The sequence below is a fragment of the Stenotrophomonas maltophilia genome (assembly GCF_002799155.1).
GTDB classification, from domain to species: domain Bacteria; phylum Pseudomonadota; class Gammaproteobacteria; order Xanthomonadales; family Xanthomonadaceae; genus Stenotrophomonas; species Stenotrophomonas maltophilia_R.
The window spans coordinates 17,704-35,446 of record NZ_NERD01000002.1; the positions used below are offsets into that span (position 1 = coordinate 17,704).

Below are 17,743 nucleotides of genomic sequence, written 5' to 3' on the forward strand. Positions count from 1 at the left end.
ATGCCGTACCAACCAAGGTTGGCACCCACCAGAGCGGGGCATGTGCCAACCAGGGGTGGCCGCTACCGGGAAATGAAACGGGCGCCTTGCGGCGCCCGTTCGATTCACATCACCACACCTTGACCCGCTTGTCCGGGGCCAGGTACAGCTTCTGGCCTTCCTTCACTTCGAACGCCGGGTACCAGGCGTCGATGTTGCGCACGGTCAGTGCGCGGAACTGGCCCGGTGCATGCACATCGGTCAGCAGCGAATTGCGCAGGGCCTGCTCGCGGCTCTTGCTGCGCCACGCCTGGGCGAAGCCGAGGAAGAAGCGCTGGTCCGGGGTGAAGCCTTCCAGGGTCTGGCCCGGCTTGCCCTGCAGCGACAGCTGGTAAGCGTCGTAGGCGGTACCCAGGCCGGCCACGTCGGCGATGTTCTCGCCCAGGGTCAGCTTGCCGTTCACGTGCACGCCGGGGAACGGCTCGTAGCTGCTGAACTGCGCGGCCAGCGCATCACCGGCCGCGTTGAACTGCTTCAGGTCTTCGGCGGTCCACCAGTTGTGCAGCTTGCCGGTCTCGTCGAACAGCGCGCCGGCGTTGTCGAAGCCGTGGCTGATCTCGTGGCCGATCACCGCGCCGATCGCACCGTAGTTCACCGCATCGTCGGCGGCGCCGTCGAAGAACGGCGGTTGCAGGATCGCGGCCGGGAACACCAGGCGGTTTTCCAGCGGCACGTTCATCGCGTTGATGGTCTGCGGCAGCATCGCCCACTCACTGTGGTCGACCGGCTTGCCCAGCTTGGCGATGTTGCGCTGGTACTCGAACAGCTCGGCGCGCTGTGCATTGCCCAGCGGGTCATCGCGGCGGATCTCAAGGCCGGTGTAGTCGCGCCACTTCTCCGGATAGCCCATGCCGACGGTCAGGCCGTTCACCTTGGCCTTGGCACGTGCCTTGGTCTGTGGCGACATCCACGACAGTGCATCGATGCGCTTGGCGAAGGCGGCGATGATGTTCTTCGCCATCTCGTCCGCGCGTTCCTTGGTCTTGGCGTCGAAGTGCTTCTCGACATAGCGCTTGCCGATGGCTTCGCCGACCGCATGGTTGGCGTCGTCCACCGCGCGCTTCCAGCGGTCGCTCTGCTGCGGCGTGCCGCTCAGCGCGGTGCCGTGGAAGGCGAAGCGGGCATCGGCGAATTTCTTCGGCAGGTAAGCGGCGGCACGGTCCAGCGCGTGGAAGGCCAGGTAATCCTTCCAGACATCCAGCGGCTCGGTGGCGACCAGCTTGGACAGGCCGGCCACGGCCTTGGGCTGCCACACGATGAAGTCCTGCTGCTTGGCCAGCGCGGCTGCGTCGAGGAAAGCGTTCCAGTCCATGCCCGGCGCCTTGGCAGCGAAGTCGGCCTGGGTCCAGGGGTTGGCACCCTTGGTCACGTCGTTGGTTTCTTCCTGGGTGGCGTGCGCCTGCGCGATCTTCGTTTCCAGCGCGAGGATGCGCTGCGCCTTGCCGGCCGGGTCGGCGACGCCGGCCAGCTGCAGCATCTGCGCGATGTAGGCCTGGTACTGCTTGCGCAGTTCGGCCATGCGGCCGCCGCCCAGGTAGAAGTCGCGGTCGGGCATGCCCAGGCCGCCCTGCACCAGGTAGGGCGCGGTGCGGTCCGGCTGCAGCAGGTCCACCGACACCCACAGGCCGAACAGCCGGTCGGTGTAGAAGTTGGTGGCGTTGAGCAGGTCGACGTCGGCGCGCAGGTCGCCGCCCAGGGCGCGGGCCAGGCCGGCCTTGTCGGCAATCGCATCGATGGCCTTCAGCTGCGGCTGCACCGGCGCGATGCCGTGCTGCTCGATGCCGGCTTCGTCCATGTAGGCGGCGTAGTAATCGCCGATCAGCTTGTCGTCACCGCTGGCCTGGGTGTTGCCGGCGGCCCCTTCAAGGATGGCGCGGGTATCGGCCAGGGTCTTCTCGGCGATGACGTTGAAGCTGCCGAAGCGCGAACGGTCGGCCGGAATCTCGGTGTTCTTCACCCAGGTGCCGTTGGCGAAGCCGAAGAAATCATCGCCGGCGGTGATGCTGCGATCCATGCCGCTGGCATCGAAGCCGAAGCTGCCCAGCATCGGCTTGGCCGCAGCGGGGGCGGCATCGGCCGGCGCGGCGGTACCGGCGGCCGGTTCGGCCGGGCGGTCGCAGGCGGCCAGGGACAGGCTGGCAACGATGGCCAGCGCCAGGGTGGGACGGCGCAGCTTGGACATGGACTTCTCTTGCAGCGGAAAACCCCAAGTCTAATCCGCTCCGGCGCCACTGGCCGCCCCCCTGCAGGGCCCGCCCTGTGCAGGATCTGGCTGAACGCGCAGACGCGATCTTCACGCCGTCACCGGGGTGGTGCATGCTGGCCCCCGGAGCCCTGCGCGGACACGGGGAGGTGGCCATGCAGGACGGGGTCAGGCGTCAAGAATGGCGTCCGCCGGCCGTTGAGGTCGGGGACGTGGAGGATTCGTTCGCGCATGAAGCCAGCCGACTGCACAAGGAAGATCAACCGATGCCCGCGCTGAAACGGGCGTTGGCCCGGCCGCTGCGCGCCATCACCTGGGGCGGCGTGCTGCTGGGCGTGCTGCTGGTGGCCGGCCTGGCCACCATGCTGGCCAATGACCACCACCGTCGCCTGGAAGCGGCGCAGCGGCAGAGCCGTGCGCTGGCGGTGGGCAGCGAGCGCCTGCTGGCGCTGGAGCTGCGCAACCTGGAGCGGGCCATGTCCGGCATCGCCACCGACGCCGCCGAGCTGTTCCGCAGCGTGCCGGCACAGGCGCCGGCCCTGCTGGATGCCTCCATCGGCGGCGTGCTGCGCCGGCACGCCGAGCTGCACAGCATCGTAGTGCTCGACAGCCATGGCCGACCGCTGACGGCCGGCAAGGGCGACCTGCAGCTGCCGCTGTGGACCGACCCGCAACGCCGAGGCCAGGGCAGCGCGCTGTATATCGGCCCGCCGCAGCGGGCCAGTGATGGCGGCTGGGTGGTCCCGCTGGCGCTGCCGATGGCCGGCGACCGCTGGCTGCTGGCGCGGCTGCGCTGTGGCGAACTGCAGCGCATCGTCGGTGGCCTCGATGTCGGCCCCAACGGACTGGTCTCGATCAGCGATGCCGAGGGCTACATGCTGGCACGCGTGCCCGACCCGCACGGCACGGTGGGCCGCCGCTACGATCTGCCGCGCCGTGACCTGCTCGACAAGCAGGCGGTGGTCGAGCTGGGCAGCCTGCCCGGCGTGGTCGACGGCGTGCCGCGCATCATCACCATCAGCACGCTGGAACGCAGCCCGCTGGCGGTGCAGGTCGGCTTGGCCGACGAGGACGTGCTGGCGCCGTGGTGGCCGTACCTGCAGGCGTCGGTGGCGATCATGCTGGCCTACATCGCGGTGTTGCTGGTGCTGCTGTACGCGGTGCGCCGCAGCACCCGCAGCCAGCAGGCGATGGCCGAGGAGCTGAAGACAGGCCACGCCGAGCTGCGCCTGGCGCATCAGGTCGGGCGCGTCTGCACGTGGTACGTGGACGAGGATGCCGCACTGCTGCGCTGGTCGCCGCTGGCGCGCGAGATCTTTGGCGTGCAGACCGATGCCCTGCCGGTCGCCGATTTCTTCGCACGGGTGCATCGCGATGATGCCGCGCGCCTGCAGCAGGCCTTCGACCAGGCCTTCGCCGGTGGCGCGGTGCTCGACCAGGTGTTCCGCTTGGTATTGCCCGGGGGGGCAGTGCGCTGGGTGGGCGCGCGCGGGCAGCGGGTGGAGGTGGCCGACAGCGAGCGCCGCATGATCGGTGCGCTGACCGACCTGAGCGAGCGCTACCAGGCCCGCGAGCAGATGAGCGAGGTGGAACGCCGCTTCCGCCTGTTGTTCGACCGCAACCCGGCGCCGTTCTGGGTATTCGACCCGGACACGCTGCGCTTCATCGAGGTCAACGATGCCGCGGTGCGCCAGTACGGCTACAGCCGCGACGAGTTCCTGGCGATGAGCATCCTCGACATCCGCCCGCGCGAAGGCTGGGATGAGGTGAAGGGGGCGATCGCCAAGGCCCGCGTCGGCGAGCTGCAGGACGCCACCGTGCGGCTGCACCGGCGCAAGGACGGCAGCGTGTTCGAAGTGCGTGCCCACCTGTCCAGGCTCGATTTCGACGGACAGCCCGCGTGCCTGGTGCTGGCCGAGGATGTCAGCGAACGGCTGGCCTACGAGCGTGACCTGGCCTACCAGGCACGGCACAACCCGGCCACTGGCCTGCTCAACGTGCGCGCCCTGACCGAGCAGCTGGACGAGCAGCAGGAGGGCTACACCATCGCCTTCGTGCAGCTGCGCGGCCTGCAGCTGGTGGCCGATACGCTGGGCCGCGAGATCGGCGATGCGGTGCTGCAGTCGATGGCGACCCGGCTCGGTGGCCTGGGCGCGCGCTGTGGCACGCTGGCATTCCAGCCGGCGGAGGACTTCGTGTTCGCCATCGGTGCCGAGCACGATACCCAGCGCGTGCTGGACGACCTGCTGCAGATCGTGTCGGCGCCGATGCGTGGCAAGGACTCGCTGCACCAGTTCGAACCGCGCATCGGCGTGGCCGTGCACATCGCCGGTGACGGCCACAGCGCCGAACAGGTGATCGGCATGGCTGCACAGGCCGCGCACGCGGCGCGCGCCGAGGGCAACGTGGTGGTCTGGTTCGACGCGGCGGTGACCACGCGCCTGGCCGACCGCCTGCGCCTGGCCGGGCGCATCCACGCCGCCATCGACAACGAATTCCAGCTGTATTTCCAGCCGATCCGGCATGCCAGCGATGGCAGCCCGGCCGCGCTGGAGGCCCTGCTGCGCTGGCCGCAGGCCGACGGCAGCTTCATTCCGCCCAACGAGTTCATCCAGCTGTGCGAGGACACCGGGCTGATCCTGGCGCTGGGCCGCTGGGTGATCCGCGCGGCGGCGAAGGCGCAGCGCCGGCTGGTCGAGGCCGGTTGGGGCGAGCTGCCGATCGCGGTCAATGTATCGGCGGTGCAGTTCTTCAACAGCGACCTGGTGGCCGAGTTCACCCGCGCCCAGCAGGACTTCGGCCTGGCCCGCGGTGCGCTGCACGTGGAACTGACCGAGAGCAGCCTGATGCGCAAGCCGGCGCAGGCGATGCAGACCATGCAGCGCCTGCATGAGCAGGGCATCAGCGTGTCGCTGGATGACTTCGGCACCGGCTATTCCAGCATGTCCTACCTGCAGCACCTGCCGCTGGACATCCTGAAGATCGACCGCAGCTTCGTCGCCGACGTGGAAACCAATCCACGCAATGCCTCGATCTGCCGCGCGCTGCTGTCACTGGGCCACAGCATGGGCCTGACCATCATCGCCGAGGGCGTGGAAACGCCGGGGCAGCTGGACTGGCTGGCTGCGCACGGCTGCGACCAGGTGCAGGGCTACCTGCTGGGGCGGCCGGCACCGCTGGAACGGATCATCGACGCGCTGGATGAAGTTCCTGCCTGAGCGGGTTTCGCATCTGCCGGCCGCTGGCTGGCAGACGCCAGACTCGGCTATACCCCGGCTTCCACCAGATGGTCGATGAAACTGCGCACTTTCGGTGCCAGGTGGCTGCGGCTGGCATAGACCGCGAAGATGCCGATCGGCGAGGCCTCCCACTCGGGCAGCACGCGCACCAGGCGGCCATCGGCCAGCGCGTCTTCCAGCAGGAAGTCGGGCTGCAGGATCACGCCCATGCCGGCGATCGCCGCTTCGCGCAGCACGTCGCCGTTGTTGGCGTGCAGCAGGCTGCTCACCGAGACCTTCACTTCGCCGCCCGGCCCCTGCAGCGGCCAATGGTCGCCGGCGGCCCAGTAGCTGTAGCTCAGGCACGCGTGCGCCTGCAGGTCCTGCGGTGTCTGTGGGGTACCGCGTGCGGCCAGGTAGGCCGGCGCGGCGCACAGGCTCACCCGCGATTCGCCCAGGCGGCGCGCGATCAGCGTCGGCCCGGGCTCGCGGGTGATGCGGATGGCCACGTCGTAGCCTTCCTCCACCATGTCCACCAGGCGGTCGGACAGGGCCAGGTCCAGCTCCACCTGCGGGTAGCGTTCGCGGTAGCTGGCCAGCAGCGGGCCGAGGCGGGCGATGCCCCAGCTGACCGGTGCGTTGATGCGCAGCGTGCCGGAAGGCTCCAGCGCCTGCGCACCGATGCTGGCCTCCAGCGCGTCGAACTCGGCCAGCAGGCGCACGCACTGGGCGTAGTAGGCGGCGCCGGCACTGGTCGGGCTGACCCGTCGCGTCGTGCGGTGAAGCAGGCGGGTGGACAGGCGCTTTTCCAGCGCGGCGACCTGGCGGGTGACGCCGGCAGTGGACAGGTCCAGGGCCTGGGCGGCGGCGCTGAAGCCATTGCGATCGACCACCGCCACGAACACGCGCATCGCCTCGAGGGTGTCCATTGTTGCGCCTTTTGAAATAAATACGGTCAATCCATCGTATTTATCGGCTCGCGGAGGCGCAATAACCTGTGCCCACTCCCTTCAAGGTGGTTCCCCATGCACACCACGACCGCTCCGGTTTCTCCGCTGGCCCCCTACGGCGCCACCCTGCTGCGCCTGGCCCTGGGCGTGCTGTTCCTGGTCCATGCGCTGACCAAGCTGCTGGTATTCACCCCGGCCGGTACGGCGGCGTTCTTCGAGTCGCTGGGGCTGCCCGGCGTGCTCGGCTACCTCACCATCGGCGCCGAGCTGGTGATCACCGTCGCGCTCCTGCTGGGCGTCTATGCGCGCTGGGTGGGCCTGGTCGGCGTGCCGCTGCTGCTCGGCACCATCGTCACTGTGCATGGTGCCAACGGCTTCGGTTTCGCCAATGCTGGCGGCGGCTGGGAATACCCGGCGTTCTGGGCACTGGCGCTGGTGGTGCTGTTCCTGGTCGGCGATGGCAAGTGGACCCTGCGTTCGCGCTGATCGCGGCCTGACCCTGCAACTGGAGGATTCCATGTCCCGCCTGCCTTCGCTGTACATCTCCCATGGTTCGCCGATGACCGCCCTGCATCCGGGCCAGGTCGGCGTGCGCCTGGCCGAGCTGGCGCGTGACCTGCCGACGCCGCGCGCCATCGTGATGGCCTCGGCGCACTGGCTGGGCCGCCAGCCGCGGGTCGGCGCGCATCCGCAGCCACCGACGATCCACGACTTCGGCGGCTTCCCGCGTGCGCTGTTCGAACTGCAGTACCCGGCACCGGGTGATCCGGCGCTGGCCGAAGAGGTGGCCGGCCGTATCGCCGCCGCTGGCCTGCCGGTGGCCATCGACCCGCAACGTGGCCTCGATCATGGCGCGTGGGTGCCGCTGCGGCTGCTGCGCCCGCAGGCCGACATCCCGGTGGTGCCGGTGTCGATCCAGCCGCTGCTCGGCCCCGAACACCAGTTCGCGCTCGGCCGCGCGCTGGCACCGCTGCGCGAGCAGGGCGTGCTGCTGGTCGGCTCGGGCAGCATCACCCACAACCTGCACGACTGGGGCGACTACCAGGACGGCAAGGAAGCGCCGTACGTGCGGCCCTTCATCGAGTGGGTGGAGCAGCGCCTGGCCGCCGATGACCGCCAGGCCCTGCTCGATTACCGCCGGCAGGCGCCGTTCGCCGAACGTGCGCACCCGACCGACGAGCACCTGTTGCCGCTGTTCTTCGCGATGGGCGCGGCCGGTGAGGGCGGATTTGGTGCCCGCCGCATCGACGCCGGCATCGATGCCGGATTCCTCGCCATGGACCTGTACCGCTTCGACGGGGCATGAGCCGGGGCTGACGCGCGACGGCCCCGGCCGTCGCGGTTGCGGCCGCGTGTGGTAGTTTTTTCCGGGTTTCCGGCGCTGGCTTCCGAGCCTCCCCGCGCGCCGCTTCCTGGAAGAAGCATGCATACCATTGAAGTCGTCCTGGCGATGCTGGTGGCCGTTGTCGCCAGCGGCTACCTGGTTCGCGTCCTCCCGTTCTCGTTGCCGCTGCCGCTGGTGCAGATCGGCCTGGGCGCGGTGATCGCCGGCGTGTTCAACCGCGGCCATGCGCTGGAGCCGGAGGTGTTCTTCCTGCTGTTCCTGCCGCCGCTGCTGTTCCTCGATGGCTGGCGCATTCCCAAGCAGGGGCTGTTCCGCGACAAGGGCGCGATCCTCGAACTGGCGTTCGGCCTGGTGGTGTTCACCGTGATCGGTGCCGGCCTGCTGATCCACTGGATGATTCCGGTGATGCCGCTGGCGGTGTGCTTCGCGCTGGCGGCCATCGTGTCGCCGACCGACCCGGTGGCGGTCGGGGCGATCGCCTCCAAGGCACCGATCCCCAAGCGGCTGATGCACATCCTGGAAGGCGAGTCGCTGCTCAACGATGCGTCCGGCCTGGTCTGCTTCCGTTTCGCGGTGGCGGCGGTGATGACCGGCTCCTTCTCGCTGGCCACGGCCTCGCTGACCTTCCTGTGGGTGGCGGTGGCCGGCCTTGCCGTGGGCGTGGCGGTCACCCTGGGCGTGTCCACGTTCCAGCGCTGGTTGTGGCGCCGGTTCGGCGAAGAGCCGGGTGCGGCGATGCTGGTCAACCTGCTGATCCCGTTCGCGGCCTATCTGCTGGCCGAAGAAATCCATGCCTCGGGCATCCTTGCCGCCGTGGCGGCCGGTATCGCGATGAGCTACGTCGAGCTGACCGGCCGCGTCTCCGGCAGCATGCGCGTGCAGCGTGCGGGGGTCTGGAACATGCTGCAGTTCAGCTTCAACGGCATCATGTTCGTGCTGCTGGGCGAACAGCTGCCGGGCATTGTCGAACGCGCCACCACCACCATGAACGAGTCCGGCCACCAGAGTGCGTGGTGGCTGGTGGTGTACGTGGTGGTGATCAACCTGGCGTTGATCACGTTGCGCCTGCTGTGGGTATGGCTGTCGCTGCGCTGGAACCTGCTGCGCGCGCGCCGCCGCGGCCTGGAGCGGGGCGAGGCGCCGAACTGGCGCATCGTGGTGGCGACCTCGGTGGCCGGCGTGCGCGGTGCGATCACCCTGGCCGGTGTGTTGACCCTGCCGCTGTTCCTGCCCGATGGCAGTGCGTTCCCGGCGCGCGACCTGGTGATCTTCCTGGCGGCGGCGGTGATCCTGTTCTCGCTGATCGGCGCCAGCGTGGCGCTGCCGCAGCTGCTGAAGGGCCTGCAGCTGCCAGCCGATTCGGGCGAGCGCAAGGAAGAGGACCTGGCACGCAAGCTGTCCTCCAAGGCCGCGCTGGCCGGGGTCGAACGCATGCGCCAGCAGCTGGTGATGAACCAGAACACCGAGAACGTGCAGCTGTACAACGACGCCGCCTCGCGGGTGAGCCTGCTGTACCAGCGGCACCTGGAGAAGGACAACGACGGGCCCGACGTGGACCCTGACAAGGTACGGCGCATGGAACTGGGGTACCGCCAGCTGCGCAGCGCGGGCCTGAATGCCGAGCGCGAGGAACTGTTCCGCCTGACCCGGCGCGGGGTGATCTCCGACGAGATCTCGCGGCGCCTGATCCGCAACCTGGACCTGCTGGAATCGCGCAAGCGCGAATGATGCTGCGGTCGGGCGCCGTCGATCGGGGTCAGATCCCTTTCCGCAGGAAAGGGATCTGACCCCAGGATCCGGGAGCCGCGCTTATTCCGGCTTCGTTTCCAGGAAATACACCTCGACCTTGCCCTTGACCTTGATGGTCATCGGGTTGCCGCGGCGGTCGCGGGCCTTGCCGGCCTGCACGCGGATCCAGCCTTCGCTGACCGAGTATTCCTCGACGTTGTCGCGCTCGACGTCGTTGAAACGCACGCCGACGCCGCGCTCCAGCGCCTGCGCATCATGGAAGGGGCTGGCCGGGTTGATCGCCAGGTGGTCGGGAGGGGTATCGCTCATCGTTTCATTCACAGTGACGGCCACCAAGGCCGGCTTCAGCGGCACAGGATAAACCGTAGAATGCCGGCCTGCCCCAGAGGACGTTCCGCCATGCCCGACAACAGCGACTATTTCGACTTCGAGGAAGACATCCACGACTTCGACGAGGAGGGCTTCGAGGCGCGGGTCTGGAACCTGCTGGTGCTGATCAACCCGGGCGACGAAGAGCTGGCGCTGCAGCAGTTCAACCGCTGGCGCGAGCACCTGGCCGAGGACGGGCAGCCGCTGGAGGCGGACAGCGACTGGCTGCCGGCGTTGTTCACGGCCATTGCCTGGCAGTCCGGTTTCGAGGTCGAGCGTGACGACCTGGAATCGCTGCAGTCGGCGGTGAACGAGCTGTCGGCGCGCTTCAACCTGCAGCTGGACTGGGGCGGCGACCTGGACGACGAGGACTTCATCGCAGACCTGGACGGCGTGCAGCTGATGTCCACCGCCTTCGACCGCCTGCGCGAGCACAACTACACGCTGTGGAGCGTGGATGCCGGCAGCGACGGCTTCACCGGCGTGATGGCGCTGACCCGCGACGACGACGCGATGCTGGCGCTGTGTTCGCTGCTGAACGTGGAAATCCGGCTGGGCAGCGACCCGTTCTGAGCAGGGTAGGTGGGTGCGGAGCCCGCCCATGGGTGGATGCCAACCCTGGTCGGCATGCCCTGTGCCTGATGGGCGGACCACGGTCCGCACCCACCCCAGCGCGCGGCAGCCGCCAGCGCCTGCCTACGGCCGGTATTGCGCCCTGGCGTTGGCGATCACGGCTTTGACCAGCCCGCGGTCGGTGTGACGGGAAATCGCCCGCGCACCGAGCGCGATCGCCTGCGCGCGCAGCTCGGCGGTGACGTCGTAGTGGGCACCGCTGGCCTTGTTCTGGAAGGCCCGCGGGGGAATGCCGAGCTGCGCCGCCATCGCGTGCAGCTCGGCCAGGGTGTCGGCCATCAGGTGCGCCCAGCGCTGTCCGCGCCAGGCATGCACCGCGTCATCGACGTAGACCGTCACCGCCGCGGCCGGCTCAGGCCTGCGGCTTGCTGTCGCGGTCGGCGGCCGGGGTGGCCTCGGCAGCGGCTTCTTCGGCCACGTCGCCCTCGGCGGCTTCGCCTTCCTCGCCTTCAGCAGCGTCGACGCCTTCGAACTCGGCGACCAGCTTGTCCAGGTACTCGTCAGCGGTCTGCTCGGATTCGGCCGCCAGGGTGTCGAGCAGCTTCTGCAGCAGTTCGGAGTACTCCAGGTTGACCTTGCGGCCTTCCTTCTCCTGCACGTTGGCCAGGTGCTTGAGCATGGCCAGCATCGGCACCGGGTTCTCGGCGTTGCCCATGGTCTGGCCGCCGATGGCCAGCAGCCACTCACGGCCCTGCAGGCCGATGGCCGCGACCACCTGGCCGTCTTCGTTGGTCAGCACGGCATGGTTCTGCACCTGCTGCTGGGCGTTGAGGCGGAGGAACGGGCGCTTGGCCTGCTGCTTCTTGCGCTTGTCGCGCTTGGCCTTGGAGTTCTGGGACATGGGGTGGGGTCACCTGGAAACGGAAAGACCGCCATTGTAGCGGCGGCGTGCAGGTGGGGTCAGATCCCTTTCCCATGGAAAGGGATCTGACCCCGATTCAGCGCGCAGGCCCCTGCGCGGCCTGCACGTCCGGGTCGGCGGTGGGGGCCGACAGCCCCACCTGCGGGCCGGCACCGGCCAGGGCCGCCGCTTCGGCGGCCTGGGTCATCACCACGATGCTGATGCGGCGGTTGATCGGGTTCTGCGGGTCGGCCTTGTCGAACAGCACCGACGACGACAGGCCGACCACGCGGGTGATCTTGCTGTCCTCCAGGCCACCGTCCACCAGTGCGCGGCGTGCGGCGTTGGCACGATCAGCACTCAGTTCCCAGTTGCCGTAGCCGCGCGCGGCCGAATAGGCGGTAATGTCGGTGTGGCCGGTCAGGCTGATCCGGTTCGGCACGTGGTTCAGGTAGTTGGCCAGCTCGTGCAGGATCTGCTGCGTGTACGGCTTCAGCGTGGCGCTGCCGAGGTCGAACATCGGCCGGTTCTGCTTGTCCACGATCTGGATGCGCAGGCCTTCCGGGGTCAGGTCCAGCAGCAGCTGGTCCTTGAACGGCTCCAGTGCCTGGCTCCTGCTGATCGCTTCCTGCAGTTCCTTCATCAGCGCTTCCAGCTGCTGCTTGTCGCGCTGCTGCGGGTCCACCGGCTGCGGCACCGCTTCCTTCTGGTTCTGGAAGGGATCGTTGCTGCTGCCTCGCGAGATGTCGGTGGCACCGCCCAGCTTGATCATCGAGGTGCTGGCGCCACCCGGGCCGGCCATGCCGGGCGCCGGCGTGGCGTTCTGCCCGCTCAGCGGGCTGGGGTTGCGGAAGTACTCGGAAATGGCCGCACGGTCGTTCTTGTTGGTGGTGGCCATCAGCCACAGCACCAGGAAGAAGGCCATCATCGCGGTCACGAAGTCGGCATAGGCCACCTTCCACGAACCGCCATGATGGGCGGCGTGGCCGGCCTTCCTGACCCGGCGGACGATGACGGTGGGCTTGGTCTCGGCCATGGCTTACTTGACCGTCTTCAGGTGCTGCTCGAAATCGGAGAAGGCCGGGCGCACGTTCGACGGCAGCGTCTTGCGGGCGAATTCCAGCGCGATCTTCGGGTTGTAGCCGCGCAGGCAGGCCAGCAGGGCGGTCTTGACCGATTCGTAGATGCGGCTGTCCTGCTCGGCGCGGGCCTCCATCGCGGCGGCCATCGGGCCGACGAAGCCGTAGCCCAGCAGGATGCCCAGGAAAGTGCCGACCAGCGCGCCGGCCACATGGCCACCGACCTCGACGATGTCACCGCCGATCGAGCCCATGGTGATGACGATGCCGAGCACCGCCGCCACGATGCCGAAACCGGGCAGTCCGTCGGCGACCTTGGTCAGCACCTGCGACGGTGCCATGGCCTCGGCATGGTGCTTTTCCAGCTCCAGTTCCAGCAGCGGCTCCAGCTCATGCGGCTCGATGTTGCTGCCGATCATCAGGCGCAGGCAATCGGTGATGAAGTCGATCAGGTGGTGGTCGGCCTGCACCTTGGGGTAGTTGCCGAACAGCGCGCTCTCGGCCGGACGCTCGACATGGTCTTCCAGCGCCATGAAGCCTTCGCGGCGGGCCTTGTTCAGCAGTTCATAGAGCAGGCTGAGCACATCGATGTAGTCCTGCTGCTTGTAGCGCGGGCCCTTGAACACGCCGACCATGGCCTGCAAGGTCTGCTTGACCGTCTTGGCCGGCGTGCCCACCAGGAAAGCGCCGAGCGCGGCACCGCCGATGATGACCAGCTCGTAGGGCTGCCAGAGGGCACCCAGGCGGCCGTGGGCACCGAGGTAGCCCCCGATCACGCTGATGATGACGACCAGGAATCCAACGATGATGAGCATGGGGCGACGCAAGGAGAGGGGATATCTCCTTGTCGGCCCGTCGCCCGGATTTCTGAAGAGGGAATTCTGTGAAATCGGTCAGCAGGGTGTTTCAGCCCGCCACGCCGCTTTCTGCACCGCCACGCTGCAACGGGTCGGGCCAGGGCTCGCCATTGCCGGTGAACGAAAGTGAGACGGAGTTCAGGCAGTGGCGCTCGTAGGTGGGCGGCGGACCGTCCGGGAACACGTGGCCCAGATGGCTGCCGCAGCGCGCGCAGGTGATCTCGGTGCGCACCATGCCATGGCTGGTATCGCGGATCTCGCGCACGTGCGCCGGGTCGAACGGGGCGAAGAAGCTGGGCCAGCCGGTACCGGAATCGAACTTGGTGCTGGAGCGGAACAGCGGCAGCGCGCACAGCCGGCAGCAGTAGACGCCCTCGCGCTTGTTGTCCAGGAACACGCCGCAGAACGGCGCTTCGGTCCCGTGCTGCAGCAGCACGCGGCGTTCTTCGCTGCTGAGGCCGGCGATCAGCGCCTCGGTCTGGGTGGCAGTGGGGGGCGTCAGGTCGAAGGCAGTCATGCCGGCTCTCCGTGGGGTCGATGGCCTGGGATGCCGGAAAACGTGGGGGTGCCGGCGCGCGCTTGCAAGTGTGACGGCCGTTCATGGGCGGCACACGGGTGCAGGCGCAAGGTACATATGATCCACGCCGGAGCGTGCCATGAAAGCGACCCTTCCCCTGCTGTTGATGGCCCTGTTGCCCACGTTGGCGCTGGCCCAGGTGCCCACTGCCGACCCGACGGCCACCCGCAGTGCGAGCACCGTGGCACCGGCGCCGGTGGCACCGCCGCCGCAGGCCGCCCGCCCGCAGCCTCAGGTGCTGCCGTCGCCGCAGCCGGCGCAGCCGATCAGGTCCACCGGTCCTGCCCGGATTGCGCCCGCCCCGGCGCCGAAGCCGGCCGACAAGGTCTATGACCGCAATGGCCGCATCGTGCCTGGTGTGCGCCCGGCTGGCCCGAACCGCGTGTTCGATTCGCGCACCGGCCGCTACTACGACAGCGTGCCGGCCGGCGACGGCCAGCAGATCAAGCGCTGACCTCGGGTGCCAGCCAGGGCGGGCGGCGAGACCACGCCGTACGGCCTGAACGCACGAAAACAACGTCCTGCCGATCACTGCTTTTTCGCCTGCGATTAACCGTTCCGGGACCACCGTGGCGCTGCGCCGGCATTCCGCCGCCGCATGTCCTTCGTCCACTGGATCGCGATCATGAAAAACCAGCAGAACCGTCATCCCGGCAAGGAACCGCAGGGTCGCAACCCGCAGCAGCAACAGCAGCAACAGCAACAGATGGAGCCGCAGCAGCCGCACAAGGGCGGCAAGCAGCAGGAGCAGCGCTCGCAGAAGCACCCGCAGCAGCGCTGACTGTTGCCATGACCGGGGTCAGATCCCGCACAGCGGGCTCTGACCCCATCCTGCTGCAAACGCCTCAATCCGGAATCGGCAGGCTCAGCGTCTCCTTCACCTCTTCCATCACGATGTAGCTCTTCGATTCACGCACATGCGGCAGGGTCAGCAGGGTGCTGCCGAGCAGCTTGCGGTAGGAGGCCATCTCGCTGATCCGCGCCTTCAGCAGGTAATCGAAGTCGCCCGAGACCAGGTGGCACTCCAGTACGTTCGGCAGCTTCAACGCGGCGCGCCGGAACTCCTCGAAGATGTCACCGGACTTGTAGGCCAGGCTGATCTCCACGAACACCAGCAGGCTGGCCTTCACCGCCGCCGGGTCGAGGTGGGCGTGGTAGCCGGTGATCACCCCTTCGCGCTCGAGCCTGCGCACGCGCTCGGTGCATGGGGTGGTCGACAGGCCGACCCGCTCACCCAGTTCGGTGAAGGAAATGCGGCCCTCGGCCTGCAGGATGCGCAGGATCTTGCGGTCGATCTTGTCCAGTTCGCGGGTACGGGTGGCCATGGCCGTCAACCTTGGGGAATGAATTGCAGGAGAACATCCTGCCGCTTGATTTCAAATCAGGCAAATCAACTGGTATTGGCTGTCTATACTTCCCCAATTATGGTCCCGGCACGCTCCAGTGCAGGGAATGATCGGGTTGGAGAAGTCCCATGCGAGTCCTAGTTCTCGGCAGCGGCGTGATCGGCACCACCAGTGCCTGGTACCTGCGACAGGCCGGGTTTGAAGTCACGGTCATCGACCGCCAACCCGGCCCGGCGCTGGAGACCAGCTTTGCCAATGCCGGCCAGCTGTCGTTCGGCTACACCTCGCCGTGGGCAGCCCCGGGCGTGCCGAAGAAGGCCATCGGCTGGCTGTTCGAGAAGCACGCGCCGCTGGCGATCAAGCCGGGCATGGACCTGGCCCAGTACCGCTGGCTGTGGCAGATGCTGCGCAACTGCACCCACGAGCGCTACGCGATCAACAAGGCGCGCATGGTGCGCATGTCCGAGTACAGCCGCGACTGCCTGAACGAGCTGCGCGCGCAGATCGGCATCGAGTTCGAAGGCCGCGACCTGGGCACCACCCAGCTGTTCCGTACCCAGCAGCAGCTGGATGCCTCGGCGCAGGACATCGAGATCCTGGCCCAGTACGGCGTGCCGTACGAGGTGCTGGACCGCGCCGGCATCATCCAGGCCGAACCAGCCCTGGCCCACGTCGATGGCCTGGTCGGCGCGCTGCGCCTGCCGCGTGACCAGACCGGCGACTGCCAGCTGTTCACCCGCCGCCTGGCGCAGATGTGCGTGGATGCCGGCGTCGAGTTCCGCTTCGACCAGGACATCACCGGCCTGGAGTTCGATGGCGATCGCATCACCGGCGCGCGCATCGACGGCAAGCTGGAAAGCGCGGACCGCTTCGTGGTCGCGCTGGGCAGCTACTCACCGGCGCTGGTGGCTCCGCTGGGCATGCGCCTGCCGGTGTACCCGCTGAAGGGCTATTCGCTGACCCTGCCGATCACCGACCCGGCGATGGCGCCGACCTCGACCATCCTCGACGAGAGCTACAAGGTGGCGGTGACCCGCTTCGACGACCGCATCCGCGTCGGTGGCATGGCCGAAGTGGCCGGCTTCGACCTGTCGCTGTCGCAGCGCCGTCGCGAGACCCTGGAACTGGTGGTCAGCGACCTGTACCCGAAGGGCGGCGACCTGTCGCGCGCGCAGTTCTGGACCGGCCTGCGCCCCGCCACGCCGGACGGTACGCCGGTGATCGGCGCCACGCCGTTCCGCAACCTGTACCTCAACACCGGCCACGGCACCCTGGGCTGGACCATGGCCTGCGGCTCGGGCCGTTACCTGGCCGACCTGATGAGCGCGCGCCAGCCGCAGATCAGCACTGAAGGCCTGGATATTTTCCGCTACGGCCAGTACGGTCACGCCCCGCAACAAGAGAACCGCACATGCGTCCTGCCCGCGCGCTGATCGATCTGGGCGCCCTGCGCAGCAACTACCGGCTCGCCCGTGAACTGGGCGGTGGCAAGGCCCTGGCGATCATCAAGGCCGATGCCTATGGCCATGGCGCGGTGCGCTGTGCGCAGGCGCTGGAAGGTGAGGCCGATGGTTTCGGCGTGGCCACCATCGAAGAAGCACTGGAGCTGCGCCAGGCCGGCATCCGTGCGCCGATCCTGCTGCTGGAAGGCATCTTCGAGCCCAGTGACATGGCGCTGGTGGCCGAACACGATTTCTGGTTCGCGGTGGGCTCGCCGTGGCAGCTGGAAGCGCTGGTCGCGTTCGACAGCCCGCGCCCGTTGACGGTGTGGCTGAAGCTGGACAGCGGCATGCATCGCCTCGGCCTGGACGTGGACAGCTTCCGCGCCGCGCATGCGCGCCTGTCGGCGCTGCCGCAGGTCGAGCGCATCGTGCTGATGACCCACCTTGCGCGCGCCGACGAACTGGACAGCGAACGCACCCATGAACAGGCCGCGACCTTCGCGCGCGCCATCGATGGCCTGCAGGGCGAGACCAGCGTGTGCAACTCGCCGGCGCTGCTGGGCTGGCCGGATGTACGCAGCGACTGGGTACGCCCGGGCCTGATGCTGTACGGCGCCAATCCGCTGCCGGACAACACCGTGCTGACCGGGCGCCTGCGCCCGGTGATGACGATGCAGTCCAAGGTGATCGCCGAGCGCTGGATCGAGGCCGGTGAGCCGGTGGGCTACGGCGCCCGCTTCGTGGCCAAGGCGCGCACCCGCGTGGGCGTGGTCGCGCTCGGCTATGCCGACGGGTATCCGCAGTTCGCCCCGAATGGCACCCCGGTGCTGATTGACGATCAGCCCGGTGCCCTGATCGGGCGCGTGTCGATGGACATGCTGACCGTGGACCTGACCGCGCATGCGCAGGCCGGCATCGGCAGCGTGGTGGAGCTGTGGGGATCTGCGCCGACGCTGTCTGAACTGGCGCCGCGCTGTGGCGTGAGCGCGTACCAGTTGCCGTGTGCGGTCAAGCGCGTGGCGAAGGTGTACGTGTAGGGCCGAGCCCGCGCTCGGCTCTGGTGGCGGCTGACCTTGGCCGGTGCCGTGAATGGGT

At 68.3% G+C, this 17,743-nt stretch carries 18 protein-coding genes; 9 read left to right on the top strand and 9 right to left on the bottom strand.

Annotation, left to right across the window (positions count from 1 at the left end; genetic code table 11):
- Window positions 1–109: 109 nt before the first annotated feature.
- Window positions 110–2,221: a M13 family metallopeptidase gene (locus B9Y82_RS00620; protein WP_100471145.1), complete on the bottom strand. Its 2,112-nt coding sequence runs from the start codon at window positions 2,219–2,221 to the stop codon at window positions 110–112.
- Window positions 2,222–2,397: 176 nt separating this feature from the next.
- Between B9Y82_RS00620 and B9Y82_RS00625 the strand changes: the two genes are divergently transcribed.
- Window positions 2,398–5,460, top strand: a complete 3,063-nt coding sequence (locus tag B9Y82_RS00625; RefSeq protein WP_100471146.1) for a bifunctional diguanylate cyclase/phosphodiesterase — start codon at window positions 2,398–2,400, stop codon at window positions 5,458–5,460.
- 47 nt (window positions 5,461–5,507) lie between these two features.
- Here the strand turns inward: B9Y82_RS00625 and B9Y82_RS00630 are convergent, their stop codons facing one another.
- On the bottom strand, window positions 5,508–6,389 hold the full coding sequence (locus B9Y82_RS00630) for a LysR family transcriptional regulator (RefSeq protein ID WP_100471147.1): 882 nt from the start codon (window positions 6,387–6,389) through the stop codon (window positions 5,508–5,510).
- A gap of 96 nt (window positions 6,390–6,485) precedes the next feature.
- Between B9Y82_RS00630 and B9Y82_RS00635 the strand changes: the two genes are divergently transcribed.
- The 3 genes from B9Y82_RS00635 (at window position 6,486) to B9Y82_RS00645 (ending at window position 9,483) form a co-directional block, all read left to right on the top strand.
- The gene (locus B9Y82_RS00635) at window positions 6,486–6,896 is read left to right on the top strand and encodes a DoxX family protein (protein WP_100471148.1); all 411 of its coding nucleotides are present in this window, start codon (window positions 6,486–6,488) and stop codon (window positions 6,894–6,896) included.
- A gap of 31 nt (window positions 6,897–6,927) precedes the next feature.
- A complete protein-coding gene (locus B9Y82_RS00640) occupies window positions 6,928–7,716 on the top strand; it encodes a dioxygenase family protein (protein WP_100471149.1) in 789 nt (262 codons plus the stop codon).
- Window positions 7,717–7,833: 117 nt separating this feature from the next.
- On the top strand, window positions 7,834–9,483 hold the full coding sequence (locus B9Y82_RS00645; RefSeq protein WP_100471150.1) for a Na+/H+ antiporter: 1,650 nt from the start codon (window positions 7,834–7,836) through the stop codon (window positions 9,481–9,483).
- Between the two features lie 81 nt (window positions 9,484–9,564).
- Here the strand turns inward: B9Y82_RS00645 and B9Y82_RS00650 are convergent, their stop codons facing one another.
- On the bottom strand, window positions 9,565–9,813 hold the full coding sequence (locus B9Y82_RS00650; RefSeq protein ID WP_049456360.1) for a DUF3297 family protein: 249 nt from the start codon (window positions 9,811–9,813) through the stop codon (window positions 9,565–9,567).
- 90 nt (window positions 9,814–9,903) lie between these two features.
- Between B9Y82_RS00650 and B9Y82_RS00655 the strand changes: the two genes are divergently transcribed.
- The gene (locus B9Y82_RS00655) at window positions 9,904–10,446 is read left to right on the top strand and encodes a DUF6630 family protein (protein WP_100471151.1); all 543 of its coding nucleotides are present in this window, start codon (window positions 9,904–9,906) and stop codon (window positions 10,444–10,446) included.
- 123 nt (window positions 10,447–10,569) lie between these two features.
- Here B9Y82_RS00655 and B9Y82_RS00660 read toward each other — a convergent pair whose 3' ends face one another.
- The 5 genes from B9Y82_RS00660 to msrB form a co-directional block, all read right to left on the bottom strand.
- Entirely contained in the window at window positions 10,570–10,845 is a 276-nt protein-coding gene (locus tag B9Y82_RS00660; RefSeq protein WP_100471152.1) for a DUF4031 domain-containing protein, read from the bottom strand.
- Between the two features lie 13 nt (window positions 10,846–10,858).
- Window positions 10,859–11,347 (bottom strand): hypothetical protein, encoded by a 489-nt coding sequence (locus B9Y82_RS00665; protein WP_100471153.1) that lies wholly within the window; start codon window positions 11,345–11,347, stop codon window positions 10,859–10,861.
- A 97-nt stretch (window positions 11,348–11,444) separates the two neighbouring features.
- Window positions 11,445–12,383: a flagellar motor protein MotB gene (gene motB, locus B9Y82_RS00670; protein ID WP_100471154.1), complete on the bottom strand. Its 939-nt coding sequence runs from the start codon at window positions 12,381–12,383 to the stop codon at window positions 11,445–11,447.
- A 3-nt stretch (window positions 12,384–12,386) separates the two neighbouring features.
- A complete protein-coding gene (motA, locus tag B9Y82_RS00675; protein ID WP_005407915.1) occupies window positions 12,387–13,241 on the bottom strand; it encodes a flagellar motor stator protein MotA in 855 nt (284 codons plus the stop codon).
- 91 nt (window positions 13,242–13,332) lie between these two features.
- On the bottom strand, window positions 13,333–13,800 hold the full coding sequence (gene msrB, locus B9Y82_RS00680; protein WP_005415117.1) for a peptide-methionine (R)-S-oxide reductase MsrB: 468 nt from the start codon (window positions 13,798–13,800) through the stop codon (window positions 13,333–13,335).
- Window positions 13,801–13,939: 139 nt separating this feature from the next.
- On the opposite strand from msrB, the gene B9Y82_RS00685 reads away from it, so the two are divergent.
- Window positions 13,940–14,314, top strand: a complete 375-nt coding sequence (locus tag B9Y82_RS00685) for a classical arabinogalactan protein 4 (protein ID WP_100471155.1) — start codon at window positions 13,940–13,942, stop codon at window positions 14,312–14,314.
- A gap of 144 nt (window positions 14,315–14,458) precedes the next feature.
- Window positions 14,459–14,641, top strand: coding sequence for a hypothetical protein (locus B9Y82_RS00690; RefSeq protein ID WP_032128744.1), 183 nt, complete (start codon window positions 14,459–14,461; stop codon window positions 14,639–14,641).
- Between the two features lie 64 nt (window positions 14,642–14,705).
- On the opposite strand, the gene B9Y82_RS00695 is transcribed toward B9Y82_RS00690, so the two are convergent.
- Window positions 14,706–15,185, bottom strand: coding sequence for a winged helix-turn-helix transcriptional regulator (locus tag B9Y82_RS00695; protein WP_005407919.1), 480 nt, complete (start codon window positions 15,183–15,185; stop codon window positions 14,706–14,708).
- A gap of 149 nt (window positions 15,186–15,334) precedes the next feature.
- On the opposite strand from B9Y82_RS00695, the gene B9Y82_RS00700 reads away from it, so the two are divergent.
- Window positions 15,335–16,639, top strand: coding sequence for a D-amino acid dehydrogenase (locus B9Y82_RS00700; protein ID WP_100471156.1), 1,305 nt, complete (start codon window positions 15,335–15,337; stop codon window positions 16,637–16,639).
- Window positions 16,618–17,685 (top strand): alanine racemase, encoded by a 1,068-nt coding sequence (gene alr / locus B9Y82_RS00705; RefSeq protein ID WP_100471157.1) that lies wholly within the window; start codon window positions 16,618–16,620, stop codon window positions 17,683–17,685. The genes B9Y82_RS00700 and alr overlap by 22 nt, the downstream gene beginning before the upstream one ends.
- Window positions 17,686–17,743: the final 58 nt, after the last annotated feature.

Bases quoted from the DNA above. Each gene is read 5' to 3' on its own strand.
- motB (WP_100471154.1), bottom strand. From the start codon at position 12,383: ATGGCCGAGACCAAGCCCACCGTCATCGTCCGCCGGGTCAGGAAGGCC.
- B9Y82_RS00695 (WP_005407919.1), bottom strand. From the start codon at position 15,185: ATGGCCACCCGTACCCGCGAACTGGACAAGATCGACCGCAAGATCCTG.
- B9Y82_RS00700 (WP_100471156.1), top strand. From the start codon at position 15,335: ATGCGAGTCCTAGTTCTCGGCAGCGGCGTGATCGGCACCACCAGTGCC.
- B9Y82_RS00635 (WP_100471148.1), top strand. From the start codon at position 6,486: ATGCACACCACGACCGCTCCGGTTTCTCCGCTGGCCCCCTACGGCGCC.
- motA (WP_005407915.1), bottom strand. From the start codon at position 13,241: ATGCTCATCATCGTTGGATTCCTGGTCGTCATCATCAGCGTGATCGGG.
- B9Y82_RS00685 (WP_100471155.1), top strand. From the start codon at position 13,940: ATGAAAGCGACCCTTCCCCTGCTGTTGATGGCCCTGTTGCCCACGTTG.
- B9Y82_RS00655 (WP_100471151.1), top strand. From the start codon at position 9,904: ATGCCCGACAACAGCGACTATTTCGACTTCGAGGAAGACATCCACGAC.
- B9Y82_RS00650 (WP_049456360.1), bottom strand. From the start codon at position 9,813: ATGAGCGATACCCCTCCCGACCACCTGGCGATCAACCCGGCCAGCCCC.
- B9Y82_RS00645 (WP_100471150.1), top strand. From the start codon at position 7,834: ATGCATACCATTGAAGTCGTCCTGGCGATGCTGGTGGCCGTTGTCGCC.
- B9Y82_RS00690 (WP_032128744.1), top strand. From the start codon at position 14,459: ATGTCCTTCGTCCACTGGATCGCGATCATGAAAAACCAGCAGAACCGT.
- B9Y82_RS00620 (WP_100471145.1), bottom strand. From the start codon at position 2,221: ATGTCCAAGCTGCGCCGTCCCACCCTGGCGCTGGCCATCGTTGCCAGC.
- msrB (WP_005415117.1), bottom strand. From the start codon at position 13,800: ATGACTGCCTTCGACCTGACGCCCCCCACTGCCACCCAGACCGAGGCG.
- B9Y82_RS00640 (WP_100471149.1), top strand. From the start codon at position 6,928: ATGTCCCGCCTGCCTTCGCTGTACATCTCCCATGGTTCGCCGATGACC.
- B9Y82_RS00625 (WP_100471146.1), top strand. From the start codon at position 2,398: ATGCAGGACGGGGTCAGGCGTCAAGAATGGCGTCCGCCGGCCGTTGAG.
- alr (WP_100471157.1), top strand. From the start codon at position 16,618: ATGCGTCCTGCCCGCGCGCTGATCGATCTGGGCGCCCTGCGCAGCAAC.
- B9Y82_RS00630 (WP_100471147.1), bottom strand. From the start codon at position 6,389: ATGGACACCCTCGAGGCGATGCGCGTGTTCGTGGCGGTGGTCGATCGC.
- B9Y82_RS00665 (WP_100471153.1), bottom strand. From the start codon at position 11,347: ATGTCCCAGAACTCCAAGGCCAAGCGCGACAAGCGCAAGAAGCAGCAG.